Source organism: Bacillus hominis, from assembly GCF_030348325.1.
GTDB classification, from domain to species: domain Bacteria; phylum Bacillota; class Bacilli; order Bacillales; family Bacillaceae_G; genus Bacillus_A; species Bacillus_A hominis.
Genome location: NZ_JAUCFS010000005.1, coordinates 1991485 through 2007215, shown reverse-complemented (window position 1 = coordinate 2007215; position 15731 = coordinate 1991485). Strand labels below are relative to the sequence as shown.

General features: G+C 35.0%; 8 protein-coding genes, 2 pseudogenes and 3 other annotated features. Of the genes and pseudogenes, 1 reads left to right on the top strand and 9 read right to left on the bottom strand.

The features are described 5' to 3' along the window. Nucleotides 1–4 precede the first annotated feature (4 nt). Nucleotides 5–778 (bottom strand): annotated as a pseudogene (aspS, locus tag QUF93_RS12745) (aspartate--tRNA(Asn) ligase); the annotation flags it as partial. A gap of 111 nt (nt 779–889) precedes the next feature. Then, nucleotides 890–1101: a binding site (T-box leader), on the bottom strand. Nucleotides 1102–1315: 214 nt separating this feature from the next. On the opposite strand from aspS, the gene QUF93_RS12740 reads away from it, so the two are divergent. Then, nucleotides 1316–1795 carry a YozF family protein gene (locus QUF93_RS12740; RefSeq protein WP_088058529.1) on the top strand — a complete coding sequence of 160 codons (480 nt, stop codon included), beginning with the start codon at nt 1316–1318 and terminating at the stop codon, nt 1793–1795. Between the two features lie 106 nt (nt 1796–1901). Here QUF93_RS12740 and QUF93_RS12735 read toward each other — a convergent pair whose 3' ends face one another. The 8 genes and pseudogenes from QUF93_RS12735 to QUF93_RS12700 form a co-directional block, all read right to left on the bottom strand. Continuing rightward, nucleotides 1902–3413: a M36 family metallopeptidase gene (locus QUF93_RS12735; protein ID WP_289359007.1), complete on the bottom strand. Its 1512-nt coding sequence runs from the start codon at nt 3411–3413 to the stop codon at nt 1902–1904. A 244-nt stretch (nt 3414–3657) separates the two neighbouring features. Beyond that, nucleotides 3658–6759: an isoleucine--tRNA ligase gene (gene ileS, locus QUF93_RS12730; protein WP_289359006.1), complete on the bottom strand. Its 3102-nt coding sequence runs from the start codon at nt 6757–6759 to the stop codon at nt 3658–3660. Between the two features lie 54 nt (nt 6760–6813). Continuing rightward, nucleotides 6814–7052: a binding site (T-box leader), on the bottom strand. 98 nt (nt 7053–7150) lie between these two features. Beyond that, a complete protein-coding gene (locus tag QUF93_RS12725; protein WP_289359005.1) occupies nt 7151–11353 on the bottom strand; it encodes a bacteriocin-processing peptidase family protein in 4203 nt (1400 codons plus the stop codon). 360 nt (nt 11354–11713) lie between these two features. Beyond that, a pseudogene (locus QUF93_RS12720) lies at nt 11714–11899 on the bottom strand (class I SAM-dependent methyltransferase); the annotation flags it as partial. A gap of 225 nt (nt 11900–12124) precedes the next feature. Further along, nucleotides 12125–12343 carry a hypothetical protein gene (locus tag QUF93_RS12715; RefSeq protein WP_289359004.1) on the bottom strand — a complete coding sequence of 73 codons (219 nt, stop codon included), beginning with the start codon at nt 12341–12343 and terminating at the stop codon, nt 12125–12127. Between the two features lie 29 nt (nt 12344–12372). After that, a complete protein-coding gene (locus QUF93_RS12710; protein ID WP_002118871.1) occupies nt 12373–12702 on the bottom strand; it encodes a DUF2085 domain-containing protein in 330 nt (109 codons plus the stop codon). A 243-nt stretch (nt 12703–12945) separates the two neighbouring features. Then, a complete protein-coding gene (gene argS, locus QUF93_RS12705) occupies nt 12946–14634 on the bottom strand; it encodes an arginine--tRNA ligase (protein WP_002118869.1) in 1689 nt (562 codons plus the stop codon). 45 nt (nt 14635–14679) lie between these two features. After that, nucleotides 14680–14893: a binding site (T-box leader), on the bottom strand. Nucleotides 14894–14933: 40 nt separating this feature from the next. Further along, nucleotides 14934–15710: a class I SAM-dependent methyltransferase gene (locus QUF93_RS12700; RefSeq protein ID WP_289359003.1), complete on the bottom strand. Its 777-nt coding sequence runs from the start codon at nt 15708–15710 to the stop codon at nt 14934–14936. Between the last annotated feature and the right edge of the window lie 21 nt (nt 15711–15731).

Genomic DNA, 15731 nt, shown 5'->3' with positions numbered 1-15731 from the left:
TGTTTTCACATTTTTCTCCTACTTGTTGGAACATGTATCGTAAAACATCTGCCTCTAATTGCATCACTTCATGAAAATCATGAATAAATCCTACTTCTACGTCTAACGAAATATACTCATTTAAATGACGGGAAGAATTGTGATGCTCCGCTCTGTAAACAGGTGCAACTTCAAATACACGCTCGAGTCCTCCCGCTACCATCATTTGTTTATAAAACTGTGGTGATTGTGCTAAATAAGCTTCTTTTTGAAAGTATGGGAGCTTAAAAACATTCGCTCCTCCTTCTGCCCCTTGCGAAACAATTTTCGGAGTAAATATACGTGTGAAATCGTTCTCTATTAGAAATTCACTAAAGCTTTGAACAAGTGTAGATTTCACTTTAAAAATCGCCGCAGTTCGCTCATGTCTTAATGATAATACCCGCTCATTCAATAATTGGTCTAAGCCAACTTGTAACTTCTTCTTATTTATTTCAAATGGCAGTTGTTCTGCACTATTTAATACGTTCACTTCATGTGCAAGTACTTCAACTCCTAATTCTGTTTTCGGTGTCTCAACTATTTCACCAATTACTTCGACGACACTTTCAACATCTACTTTATATCCAGCCAGCTCACTTTCTAATACGCATTGAATAACTCCTGTCCGGTCCCGTAATAATAAAAAACTAACATTGCCAAGATGACGAATCTTTTTTACCCATCCCTGTAGTAATACCGTCTTTCCGGTATGCTCCGTACATTCTCGTGTGAGTGAACGCTTCATTATTTGATCCATTATATTTCCCTCCAGTAGTTTTATATCTATTTACGTTATTGTTATTGTTGTCGTCGTCATCATCCACGGTCACTCACCCCCTTTCAAAGAATACAAAAATCCGCCCCTATAAATAGGGACGGATTTTTCCGCGGTACCACCCAAATTGTCATAATGACCATCTTAGCCCTGATAACGGTAGGTACCGTTTGCTTTTACTAATAATCACGTTCAAAGCAACACTCACAGGTGTCTTTCCATCATGCGGTATCGCAATCTTCCCAGCAACCGATTGCTCTCTGTAGACCCTTGCATCATGTACTTTTCCTGATCATCACTTTTTATATTTACAGAGTATTCTAACTCTTAGTTTTGTAAAATGCAAGCCTTTTTATTAAACTCTACATTTATTTAGTAAGTATTTTTTACGTTTTATTATTATTTACCCATGTAGATTTACATTAGTCTTTTTAATACCCTTAGATAACTTCCATTTTATTACATAATTTCTGTATTTCCCACACATATTAATATCAAAATTGTAACGGAGGTATACATATGAAAAAAGCAATTAGTTTCTTTCTCCTGTTGTTATGCCTAATTGTAGTGAATGAAACACACGCATACTCACCAAAATCTTTACCAACCTCTCAAAACTCTGATCAATGGCAAGTGAATATTGATGAACCGAAAAAAACAAGTAAAAATATGCTTCAAGCTAAAAAAGATGAATTTCAAATATATCAATTTTCAGTAAAAAATGTTGGAGAAAACGAAGTATATAACGTACAAGTTGAAGTCTTCCGCAATGAACCAAATATGAAAACAAAATACGAACTCTTTTCCCTGAAAGAAGGTCGTCTCGCAAGTGGAAAAACTGGATTTAGACATGCTAACTTCCCTGTTTCTACAAAAGCAGATGAGGTTGACGTGATCATTACATGGCAAGAGCATCCTTTCCGCTCTATGCGAAACGGTCAAAAAGTTGAGTCTAGAAAGTTTAAAGAGCATTTTGTTTTTAAAGACACAAAAAAGTAAATAAAATATGAATATATTCACATTCTATTTATATCACCTAATTTACTCATACCAGTTCTTAGAAAAATAAAAAAGTCGTGGGTTATAAATGCCACGACTTTTTATATTAGTTCGTACTAATTCCTCTTGCTGCCCAAATACGATCGATATCAGCAGCGTGTTGTCCGCCATATAAAAGAGCATCCGCTTGCTTAATTGCTTTTGCCCCATCACGGAATTTCGCATTTGGCGTTAATGACCAATGTGATTGTAAAATAATTTTTGTTGCTACATCACGGCCAAAAGCTTGTGCCATTTCGTATTGGCCTTGTGCCCAAATTTCCCCATCATTATGCACTTCGTTCGTTATATCTTTCGGATACACTTTATTCGTATCTAATCGGCGTAAGCATGTCGGATCTGAACTAGAATACGCAGTCGCATCCCATTCTCCAACACATGCTTTTCCGTAACCTGTCGATGATACCGCATCTTCATAAGTAGCGCCTAAGAAATCTCCAAACCCTTCTCCCATCGCTCCGCCTTCTGCTGAACTTCCAAAGCCAGGTACTTGATTGTCTTGAATCGAATGTCCATATTCATGTGCGATAATGCCCGCATCTTCCGCATCATCTACTCCGCCAGTACCGAAAGTCAATGCTTTCGTTGATGGTGAATAAAATGAGTTATCATCAGTTGTACCATTTACATTCACTTTAATGGAACGGTTATTAATATTTTTAAAGCCTAATCCTTGAATGTAACGCTGTAATGTATCAATATGATAATACGACATAACATCTTCAAAGCTATCATTTGCGCGTGTATAGTTAAATTGTAGATTTGTAGATTTTGTCTTCGCTTTTGAAGAAATCGTAACATACTCTCCAATTAAAAATCCTGTACCATCTAACCCTTTTAAAGTAACGGTTTTCAATTGGTTCGTTAAAGCCGCCGAATCTGCATCTTTATTATCCTTTAACCCAGCTAAACTACCGCTAGATACAATTGGGTTAGGTAAAAATACTTTCCCAGTTCCTTCTGCCTTTCGGTTTATATCAACCTTTTTTATTAGCTTCCCATTTTCCGCATCAACAAATGTTTCCCATGCACCGAAAGGTTTATTAGAATGGACTACAACTTTGTATACTGGGATAGCGATTCCCTCTTCAATAATATATCCGAATTCTTTCTCTGTAGGAGCCCATAAGTTTTGCTCACTTTCCCCTCCAACATACGCCATTGATTTCTGTTCTGCTTCTTTTTCACTAATCTTTTTCGTTATTTCCTTCACATTTTGAACAGGCTGGTAATCAGACACAGCAAGTACTCCTTGCCCTTGTCCATTAATAGTAACTGTTATTTGTTTTGAAAATACAGGAGCACCATTGACTACTTGCTGGAACCGAACATATGAAGCTACTGACGTATCCGTTGTAGAAATATATTGTAAATCTGAAAGGTCTGGCTTTAATCCGTATTCCGTAGCATGTCCTTTTAAATATTCAATTGCTTTCTTTTGCGGTGAATACGCTTCTAGCTTTACTTGTTGTTGTTTTTCCAGTGCCGACACAGTAGAAATTGTCCCCATTACTAATGGTACAGTCATTGCCATTGCCACCATTTTTTTGTTAAACATAGAACCACTCCCCCTAATAAATTGAAACCTTTACCCCATTCCTATAAGGCTATCACTGTCCATAAGTAACGAAATAAAGTGAATCTACGAGTAATTCTATATGAGCAATTCTATTACCTTTCCATTTAGGGTGAGTGAAATTTTCTCAATATTTATGTGTAAAACGAAAACAATACTTTAGAAATATATTTCTTTCCCAGTCATACAAAAAGGAAGTTGGAATGATTCCAACTTCCTTTTCACTTTAATTAGCCGAGCTTAATTTAATGCGGACTTTTGTCTCACCTACAGATAGTTCATCGTCGTCATTCGTTAAGTGATCAAATGTAAATTGCTTAACGAGTAAATTTTCTTCCAATAAATCTTTATGATTCGTTAACGTTTGCTGTAGTTCTTCTTCTGTATCAAGAATTACATCCACTCGTAAATTAACCGGTAAATTCAACTGTTTACGATATTCTTGAACGGCGCGAATAAATTCACGTGCTACCCCTTCTTGTAACAATTCTTCCGTTACATTCGTATCTAACATAACCGTATATTGTCCGTTAGTCGTATTGGAGAAGCCTGATTTTGCAACTTTCTCTACCAACACATCTTCAGCCGTTACAACTACTTCTTCTCCTGATGCTGCTTCGTAAACTGCTCTTTCTGTAGATACAAAGTTTTGTACCTCTTCTTGTGATAATTGTTTTAACCAGCCGTTTACTGCATTCACATTTTTACCGAACTTCGGTCCCGCCGTTTTAAAATTCAGCTTTAATTGATAAGATGTATACTTCGTTTCATCTAGTTCAACATGGAATGCCTTCACATTTAGTTCATCCATAACGATATCACGATAAGATTCCCAATCGATATCATTTTCGTTATGCTCAAGTAATACCAGCTCTGCTAACGGCTGTTTTACTTTTAATGAATGTTGATTACGATTACTTCTTCCAAGTTCAACAACTTGTAAAACAGCATCCATTTCCGCTTCTAACTTCGGCTGAAGTAGTGATTCATTTACAACTGGATAATCTTCTAAATGAACACTACTACCCTCTAAATTCAGATGAATATCTTCAGCGACAAACGGTGTAAATGGTGCAATTAATTTACTAATTGTTACAAGCACTTCATGAAGTGTCTCATATGCAGCTGCTTTTTCAGCATTCATACCAGATTCCCAAAAACGATTGCGTGATCGTCTTACGTACCAGTTACTCACTTCATCTACAAGCGCCGCAATTTCACGAGCTGCATTCGTAAATTGATAATCATCAAGTGCAGTTCTTACCTTTCTCGTTGTGCTATGCAATCTTGATAACACCCATTCATCTAATTTCGTCCGTTTAACATCATATGTTTCTTTCGGATTATACTCATCTAAACTTGCATATAAAACATAGAAGCTATACACATTGACTAACGTATCTACAAATTTAGATTTCGCTTCTTGTACTGTTCTTTCAGAGAATCGCTTCGCGTTCCACGGAGCACTGTCAACAAGAAGAGCCCATCGTAGTGCATCCGCCCCAAATTTCTCTACTAAATCTACAGGATCTAGTGCGTTACCTTTACTTTTAGACATTTTCTGTCCTTCTTCATCTAGAACATGCCCAAGTGATAATACTCGTTTATATGGTACTTTCCCTGTATATAGTGCTGATACTGCCAATAAACTATAAAACCAACCGCGTGTTTGATCAATTCCCTCCGCAATTACATCTGCTGGAAACTGTTCTTCAAATAACTCTTTATTTTCAAACGGGTAATGATATTGCGCAAAAGGCATGGAACCACTATCAAACCAAACATCAATTACTTCTGGTGTACGGTTCATTGTACTTCCGCATTTTTCACAGCACACTTGTACTTCATCTACATATGGCTTATGCAATTCTAAATCTTCAGGCGTTTCTTTTGTACTATGCTTTCTTAATTCAGCAATACTTTTCGGTGCGAATTGATGATCACAGCTTTCACATTCCCATACATTTAATGGTGTTCCCCAATATCTATTTCGGCTAATATTCCAGTCCACCATATTTTCTAAAAACTTTCCAAAGCGTCCGTGCTTCATATGATCTGGATACCACGTGACGGAATTATTATTTTGTAAAAATGTTTCTTTAATCTCAGTTGTTCGAATTAACCAGCTTTCTCCTGCATAATAAAGTAACGGTGAATCACAGCGCCAACAGTGTGGATAGCTATGCTCATATTTTTCTTTATGGTATAACAAGCCTTCTTTTGCTAAATATCGAACGATATCGACATCACATTCTTTTACGAACTTGCCTTTTAGAAATGGTACTGCCTCTGTATACTCACCTTTTCCATCTACAACATGTAAGAAAGATAACCCTTCACTTTGAACGACTCTATAATCGTCCTCCCCATAAGCTGGAGCGATATGAACAAGTCCAGTACCACTATCTGCAGTAACAAAATCTGCCGCAATCACACGGTATCCATTTGTAACTTCCTTCATAGGAAACGGTGCTGTATATGAAATATTTAATAATTCTTCTCCTTTATGGATAGACACTACTTCATAATCTTCTTTAAGCACTTCTTGCACACGTTCTTTTGCAACAATATACACTGACTCTTCTTGTTTTGCTTTTACGTATTCCATATTCGGATGTACGGCAAGTGCAACATTCGCTGGGAGCGTCCACGGTGTTGTCGTCCATCCAAGGAAATACTCATTTTCACTATCTTTCACTTTAAACTTAACTGTGGCGCTTAAATCTTTAACTGTTTTGTATCCTTGTGCAACTTCATGTGAACTAAGTGATGTTTGACAGCTTGGACAGTACGGTGAAACTCTATGCCCTTTATATAACAAGCCTTTCTCATGAATTGTCCCTAAAATATGCCATACACTTTCGATATATGGATTCTCTAAAGTAACGTATGGATCATCCATATCTACCCAATAACCGATACTTTCAGTAAATTCACGCCACTGCTTCTCATATGTGAATACACTTTCTTTACACTTTTGAATAAATGTTTCAATGCCGTACTCTTCGATTTCATGTTTACCTGAAATGCCAAGTTGTTTTTCAACACCTAATTCTACAGGTAATCCATGTGTATCCCATCCGGCTTTTCTTAAAACTTTATATCCAGCCATCGTTTTATATCTCGCTACTAAATCTTTAATCGCCCGCCCAAGTGCATGGCCGACGTGTGGTAATCCGTTCGCAGTTGGTGGCCCTTCATAAAACACAAAAGATTGTGCGCCTTCTCGATTCTGAATTGATTGCTCAAAAATACTTTGCTCGCTCCACTGCTTACGAATACGTGTTTCTCTCCCTACAGCTGACTCTTTTACATCTACTTTTTTCATGTACAATCACTCCTTTGAATTTTTTAAAAGCACACAAAAAACCCGTCCCTATGAAGTAGGGACGGGTTTACCCGCGTTACCACCCTAATTCTATTAGCTTTTCACTAATAGCACTTAGCAACGTACTAACATACGCGTTCTTTGTAACGGTAGACATCCGTCCGAGCTTACTTTATTCAGCCACGGCTCCTCGGAGATGATTTTCAAATAACGTCTGCACACCGGATTTCAGCAATACACCGGCTCTCTGGGGAACAGCTCACTATTCTACTCTTTCTCGTCTTCAGATTTGTATACTTTATTAAAAGTTATTTTATTCCATTGGGCAATTAATTGTCAACCAATTCAAAACATATTTTTATTTATATCCTCTTTCTCTATTCTTATACAATTACTTTTCAAATTCTCTCAATCCTGCTAAATCTTCATCTTCCTCTGCAAGTTCAGCAAAAAATCCTGTTTCATCTTCACGAAGCACAATTTCAAGTTCATCTCTTGCCTCTTCATTTCTGTTTAATAATGTTAAATAACAAGCATGATCGTATCTTGCTAACAAGTCAGTAGCATCAATTGCTAATATTTCACTTGTTATTTTTTCTGCCTTTGTCGTTTGCCCAGCTCTATGATACGAAGATGCTAAAGCAAGAAGAATTGCTGTTTCATTTGGATGATGTACAGAAGCATCTTCTAATAAATAAATCGCATCCTCATACCTCTCTTGACTTTGATATACTTCTGCTAAAGCAAGGAATCCTCTACTTACAAATGGTGTTTTCTCAATTAATTGCAAGTAAATTTTTTCGGCTTTTCTTTCTTCGCCTAGCTTACATAATACATTCGCTTGTAAAAGAAGAGTGTCATAATCATCCGGTAGCTCTCGAACCATTTGTTTCGTTAATTCAAAAGCATCTCGTAACATATCTTCTTCCTCACACTCAATGAAAAGATTTACAAGTTGCTTCGCTACATCATAATCCCACTTATTTTCTAACGATGTTTGTAATACCTCTATCGCTTCTTTATTCATCGCTGCATTCTCATAAAATATTGCGAAACGCTGCGCTACCATACTATTTTTCGGGTTTAACTTCAAGGAGATTTCAAATAAATCAATAATAACTGTAATCATTGAAATTTCCTTCGCACGATTTTTCATGCGATAAAATGCTCTTTTAAATATAGATTTTTTTGGTTGCTCATTTTGCTGCCTTTCTACTAATCTTTCGGCAACTGCAGTAGCTGCATACATAAACGCTGTACTTCTTTCTGCTTTTCTCACCTTTAACGTATGAAGTACGTCTCGTATTTGGGATAATTTTTTATGTTGTTCCATTGCTTTTACGTACACACCAAATATACGTTCACTTTCCAAATCTTTATGCATTACTTTCAGCGCAACTTCGATTGCTTCTGCACTCTGCTTTTTAACTAGCACTTTCGCATAATGATATAGTACTTCCACATGCTCTTCATCTATTTTCATTGCATATTCGATATATTCTTTTTCTTTATCTATATCATCCATCGCGCCAAACACGTATGCAATCGCATCTAAACGCCATGTTTCAGGAACTTCTTCCGCTAATTTTTCTAATTCAACTAGCAATTCTTCCTGAAGATTCATTTCTACTGAAAGCTGCGCTAAATATTCCATATTTATATGCATTGGTTCTTCTTTCATCGCCTGGACCATATGATTTTGTTCTTTGGAACGATTCTCTTCTTTTTCATATATTTCTGCAAGTTGTAAATGTACACCTCGGAAGTTTGCATCAAGCTCTAAACATGTTTCATACGCTTGTTTTGCTTCTGTCAATTGTCCTAATGCCATATATGTTTCGCCAATTCGAAAATATGGAAATGCAGTTCTCTTTTGTTCTATTGCCTTGTTGTATCTCTTCATTGCTTGATCATACTGTCCAATAGATTCATATAAAACACCAGCGTAACAACCGTATTCAATTACTTCCGTTTTCTCTTTTTCTAACGTTCTTAAAAACGCTATGCCTCGTTGCACAAAAGCTGTGTCTTTTATTCGATTTACATACTCATCCAACACGCTCGCTATATTAGCGTATACGCTTCGTATACCGTTCTCTAATTTAGAAAGTGCAAGTTTTAACTCTTTTTCATCCCCACCTAATGCCATTTCAGCATCCCATAGCACCATGCCAGCATTCATAAGGAAATCTTGATTGTCTTCAAATTGCTTATTGATACTAACAATATAGTTTTTTGCATCCTCATATTGTTCCTTTGCCATATAAACTTGAGTTAAACCGAAATGAGAATATACATCTTCATTATTTTCTTCTAAAGAACGCTTATATATAGTTTCCGCTTCTTCAAGTTCATCATTTTGAAAATGTACATCTCCTAAACGAACATATAAAGATGCCTGATCTTCACAATTTTGAATTCCTTGTAATAAAATTTCCTTCGTACTTTTCTCATCATCCATATCTGATTCATAGATTTCCGAAAGCTTCGTATATAAATAGGCTGCTGTTTTATCTAATTGAATTGCTACTTTAAGTCCTTTTACCGCCAAATACACTTTCCCTAAATGCTGAGCACATCTTGCACGTTCATACCATATGTGCGCTTCATACTTATATTCTTTTAATAAATCATTAAAGAATCCATATGCTTCTTCATATCGTTCTAAATCTATTAAAATTAAACCGTGATTTACAAGTGTAAACCTTTCTGGGCTACGTTCTATAGCTGTTAGAGAATACTCTAGCCCCTTTTCGGATTGATCCATATACATGTATGATAATGCTAAGAAACTCCACGCAACTGGTTGATCTGCATCCAATTGTAATGATGAACGAAAACTAGCAATCGCTTCTGCATAATTATCTTGCTCAAAAGAATAACGTCCATTTATAAAATGATACAACGCTTGATTGCTTTTCTTCTCCACACTTTGAAGCATATGTCCTGCTTTTTCCATATCTTGCAGACGAATAAAACACTGTGCACTATGCAATTTCACAAAGTCAGAGCTTGGAAACTTTTCCATTAATTTTTCTATACAAAACTGAATAAAATCTTTATCTACCTCAGCATCTAAATGTTTAATCGTATATAGCCAAGTGTTTGGGTTTTCACTTGTTTCTTTTAAAAATAGTACTAACTTTTCAATTCCCTCTTTATCTTGCTCAGCTAAATGATCTGTAAGAGAAAAGATTGTTTTATAATAAGTGTGTTCTTCCTCATTTAAAAATGAAAGTTGTTCCATTCTATCTTTTGGTATAAACGTAATAGCTAAACAATCTGTATAACGATATTTTTCTTGTAACTTATCATATTCCACAAGAATCGGTTCCAAGAAATTCGGATCTTGAATATAAAAAGCTTGCAGTACATCGTCATAACCAGAAAGCACTTGTACATGGGAAGCGTGCTCAATATCTATACTTAATAAAACGGGAATACCTTGATTGAGTAATTTCTTATAATTTTCCTCATTCCCTTGAAAATAACGATATTCGTAACCTTGCTCTTCTATATATGTAACTGTATCTGAAAACTTAGAACCTGTTACATCAAAAATATGTTGTGCAATTTCGTCTTGCGTACGTTTTTCTCCCCATACCCCTAACATCATTTCCAAACTAGTCGGAACGCAATAGTTATCCTTCTGTACAACCGGAACTATCGGTAAGCGAACCTTTTTTCCATCAGGATTTTTTTCTATATGATGATATAGAGAATTTTTTAAACTCTTTTCACTTTTCAATAGTGCTTGCAAATCGTGAATATTATTCATTTTATAAAATGCTTCTGCACGTAAATGTACAAAATAAGTTGTATATGCATGATGCGGAAGCATATGATTCATTTTATCTATTACCACTAACATTTCTTCATAGCACTCTAAATCTAATAAATATTTTACTTTTTCAAAATAGAAATATGGTACTTGAGGGAACTTTGCAATCGCATCATTAATGAGTTGTAATGCTCGCTGCTGTTCACCTTTATATGCATATAATTGCGCCAATAAGTACGTAGCTAACTCTTCACAATCTTTATGCTGCTGACCAGCTAAAAGTTGTTCCTCTGCTTTCTCCCACTCACCAGTCTGTATATATAAGTAACCCCATTTATCAAAAACTGCGCGTGTACTATACTTTTCTGCCTTTTGCATATAGGCATAAGCCTCTTCATTGCGCTTCATATCTAACAAACATCTAACTAACGTAAAATATGCTTTCGTTAAAACATCCGCATCAGTTTCTTCTTCATTTACCTCTTCCAAAGAATCTTTTAATAATTGTTCAGCATCAAGGATTTTACGCTCATCAATTAACTCATCACAATATAAAGAGAGCGTTCTCATATTTGGGAATTTTTTATAAGTATAACGAATTAAAAAGGAGCTGTATTGATGCATCAAACCTTCATCAGCAAGACGAATTAATGTATCAAACTCCTTGGGTGATGAAACGTTAGAAAGCCAGTTCTTCACGTATGATAACTTTTTCGTTTCTTTTATATGTGCAATTTCATTATTTATCTCCTGTAATCCATCTACAAATCTCTTTTCTTTTAAACAAATCTCTAATTGCTTAAAATCTAGCATGCATTCACCTCAAATTATTATTTATACTGCCATTTGCAAGCAGTATTCTAACCTACTTGCTTAGATTTTACACATCATATAGTATGCATTCAACTAAAACCTCATATAATGAACGATATTATTTAATATTATTCAAGTTTACAACTAAATATCTTAAAAACGATGATTTTTCTTGGTATTTTATTTAATTTGATGTAATATCGTATTATCTTGAAACAATGTTTTAGAGATCATAATCAGCAAATGAAATTATATCAACAATTATTTAAATATATCTATCGCAACTTACAATATATCAACGATTTTTCAAACATATCTACCGTAACTCAAAATATATTAACGATTCGACAAAGGATATCGATTTGGAAGTAAAGGCAACAAAATTAAACCTAAATAACCATATCCACAACCATAATCAACAATATGTACAGGTTCAGTAATCTTCCAAACTAAATTGACTAAAAAACTTAAATAATCATCGTTATAATATAAATCTCTCGTATTTCTTAAATACGCTAGCCTACTATTCCAATCATATTTTTCCAAAACCCATGCCTCCTTTTATATACAAAACTATAGTTCTCCATTTAATAAATGTATTCCTATGTTTCTAAAAATTTTAGAGATGTTTAATTTTAATTAATACGTTAAATTGTACATATTCTTTACTCTCCCACTTATTTGACAAACTAATCTAAAAAAAATAAAAAGGACTACATACCTGAAACGATATATATTCCTTTTCATAACAATATTGGAATAAACAGAAAATTAGGTAGTACAATCACAATCTGAGCAATCGGTACAATCTATTACGTCACAATCTAAATTCCCCCTTTTTTTGCTTCTTTTTAAATAAAAATATAGTAGCACCATAAATAACACGCAAATAACAAAAGCTATTGTTGCTTCTATATATTTTTCATGAATGATAAAACCAATTCCACTTCCACCTGATATAAAAATTAGAATTATGTAAATCCAAAACATGTAAGTAGCTACCTCCGTTGATATTTGGTTTAAGATATAATCCATATAATACTAGATACAATAAATAATCCCATGCCATTACCGCTTAATAAACCGGTCGTTACTCTTAGTAAATTTGTGCTGCTTCTCCATTTCCACTTTTGGGTGAATCCATCGATTAATAATGGAATTTGAGCGAAAAAGGATAACATTAATGAGAGACTAAACGAAGGCGTTATAAAAAAATATATTGGGAACATACAGAAACCAATAAACATACCTGTGCATCGTGCACATAAAGGTATGTATTTTTGTAGTTTAAGGAAACTCCTTTTCGGTATTCTATGACAAGGAATATGTAAAATGAAATCTCGGATCAATACGAACCATCCTCTCTACAAATATTTTAATTGATTTCGCAACAAAATTATATAGTTCTTACACTTCGTAGCGTATAACACTTTATAGATAAGAATTTATTCAAGAAAATACAAAAAGACAACTCAGGTTAATGATCGTCTGATTTGTCTTTTTATCACAATATTACGCTTTAATTTGATCTGCAGTTCTTCACTAAAGTAATTTGAATATTTCTCACTGCGTATAAGAACAAAATTATTATTTTACATCTCCTCAGGAGCCTCCACCCCAAGTAAACGTAATCCTTCTTTTAATACAACCGTCACAGCATAAGCTAATGCGAGTCTACTGTCTTTCTCTTCGTTCTCTTCTAATATGCGAACATTACCGTAATATTTATTGAATGCTTGTGCTACATCTAATACGTATTTTGAAATAATGGATGGCTCATTTTTGTTGAAGGCCGCTTCAATTACTTGAGGGAATTTATTGAGTAATTTTACAACGCTCCAACTATGATTATCTTTTAATGCAAAAGTACATGTTTCAAATTCTACACTTTCTTTTCTTAAAATAGAGCAAGCACGCGCATGCGTGTACTGTACATAAGGTCCTGTTTCCCCTTCAAATTTCAACATATTTTCTAATGAGAATTCGATATTATGCATACGCTCATTTTTCAAATCGTGGAAAATAACTGCTCCAACACCGACTTGTTTTGCTACTTCTTCTTTTTGTTTTAAATTAGGGTTTTTCTCTTCAATATTTTGTTTCGCAAGTGCAACTGCTTCTTCAAGTACTTCTTCTAGTAATATAATTCTGCCCTTACGTGTGGACATTTTCTTACCATCTTTTAAAATGAATCCAAACGGTACATGTTCCATTCCATCAACCCAAGTGTATCCAAGCTTTTTTAATACAGTGAAAAATTGATTAAAATGCAAGCTTTGTTCAGGTCCTACTACATATAAAGCTTTATCAAATTCGTATGTGTTTTGACGATACAATGCCGCTGTTAAATCACGTGTTGCGTAAATGGTAGCACCATCTGATTTTCTAATTAAACAAGGCGGCATACCCTCTTCTTCTAATTTAACGACTAATGCGCCTTCTGATTCTTCCAGTAAGTCGTGCTCTTCTAAAATCCCAACAAAGTCTTCCATTTTATCGTTATAGAAAGCTTCGCCTTGAAAATTTGTAAACTCCACACCGAGTAGATCATAAATACGAGAAAATTCTTTTAAAGATTCGTAACGGAACCAATTCCAAAGCTCGACTGCTTCTTCATCACCTTCTTCTAGCTTTTTAAACCATGCACGACCTTCTTCTTCTAGTTCTTCATTCTCTTTTACTTCTTCATGAAACTGAACATATAACTTAAATAACTCACGTATTGGATCTTCTTTAACTACTTCTTCATTTCCCCATTTTTTATATGCGGTAATTAATTTTCCAAACTGTGTTCCCCAATCGCCAATATAATTAATTCCGACAACTTCATACCCACATTTTTCGGCAATATGTTTCAGCGAATTACCGATCATTGTAGAACGTAAATGCCCCATTGAAAAAGGTTTCGCGATATTAGGAGAGGAATAATCGATAACTACTGTTTTTTCACATCCAAAGTGATTTTGACCGTACTCTTCTTTCTCCGCTAAAATTGTTTTTAATACTTCATCACTTACTGTTTGACGATTAAAAAAGACGTTTACATAAGGACCAACGGCTTCTACTTTCGTAAAGAATGAATCATTTAATTTCTCCACAACTTCCTTTGCAATAATAGCTGGTGATTTCTTATATTGCTTCGCTAGTGAAAAACATGGGAACGCTGCATCTCCGAATTCATCTTGTTTTGGTGTTTCAATTAAATCTAAAATTTGACTTTGTGTTAATTCATTCGCAAGAATATTTGATAAACTTTTCGCAAACTGTGTTTTATATTCCATACTACAACCTCCTTATTTTTTTAAACACAAAAAACTCGTCTCTATATAAGAGACGAGTTTTAACCCGTGGTACCACCCTTGTTGTTCATTTCGAACCACTTTCCCGTTTATAACGAGGACAGGGGGCCTCGGCTTACTCTACTATTCATTCAAGAAGCATCTCCGAAGTGCGCTTCATCTTTTCTTCCGCACTAGGCTCACACCATCCCTAGCTCGCTTTCCTTCTGAAAAAGACTACTCTCTTCATCACAGACAGTATATTTAATTAATTATTGCTTATTATACATCTTTTCAAACAATTAGCAAGGGTCAATTACACCAAAATGAAACTTTGCACTTTTTCTTTTGTATACGTGAAAATTATGTTTTTCAAATCTAGAACTACGGAAATGATCTTTCAGAACGACATGCTTTCTCGCCACACGCTTCGCTTCCGCAATTGTTTCATCAGTAATATCATGATACAAAGCGAAGTGTTTTAACCCTTTAATTCCATCTGATTCTATTACAGTTTCTTCAAACATCGGATCAAGGTATACAACGTCATAACTATTATCTTCACATTGTGTTAAAAATGCGTAATGCTCCGTTTGCTTTACTTGGATTCTTTGCATCGCTTCATCGATTTCAGAAACAGATGAAGACCATGTTTTCAAACCATTTCTCATGATATAAGCCATATATTTATTGCCTTCAAGTCCTGTTACTTTTCCACTTTCACCAACAATATAACTAGCTACAATACTATCTGATGCCATACCGAGCGTACAATCTAATACTGTCATTCCGCTCTCTAATTTAGCAGCTTGTACAAACGGATCGTGTTCTCCGCGCATTAACCTTTTCACACGAAACATCGCTGAATTTGGATGAAAGAAGAACGACTCTTCCGTACCTTTTGGATAAATAGCTAATCGGTTCTTCCCTACGACAAGCACATCTTGTTCATACTGCTCATGCAGTTTGTGCACAGGTATATCATTACGTAAAACGAAAGAACAATTTAATTCGTCCGCTACCTTATTTGCATAAGTTGTCATTTCTTTATTTGTTCTTCCTGCTGTTGTTACTATCATTTTTTCACCTCTATATAAAGA

Excerpts from the sequence above, each read along its gene's own strand:
- QUF93_RS12740 (WP_088058529.1), top strand. The coding sequence starts at position 1,316 with ATGAAAAAAGCAATTAGTTTCTTTCTCCTGTTGTTATGCCTAATTGTA.
- QUF93_RS12735 (WP_289359007.1), bottom strand. The coding sequence starts at position 3,413 with ATGTTTAACAAAAAAATGGTGGCAATGGCAATGACTGTACCATTAGTA.
- ileS (WP_289359006.1), bottom strand. The coding sequence starts at position 6,759 with ATGAAAAAAGTAGATGTAAAAGAGTCAGCTGTAGGGAGAGAAACACGT.
- QUF93_RS12725 (WP_289359005.1), bottom strand. The coding sequence starts at position 11,353 with ATGCTAGATTTTAAGCAATTAGAGATTTGTTTAAAAGAAAAGAGATTT.
- QUF93_RS12715 (WP_289359004.1), bottom strand. The coding sequence starts at position 12,343 with ATGTTTTGGATTTACATAATTCTAATTTTTATATCAGGTGGAAGTGGA.
- argS (WP_002118869.1), bottom strand. The coding sequence starts at position 14,634 with ATGGAATATAAAACACAGTTTGCGAAAAGTTTATCAAATATTCTTGCG.
- QUF93_RS12700 (WP_289359003.1), bottom strand. The coding sequence starts at position 15,710 with ATGATAGTAACAACAGCAGGAAGAACAAATAAAGAAATGACAACTTAT.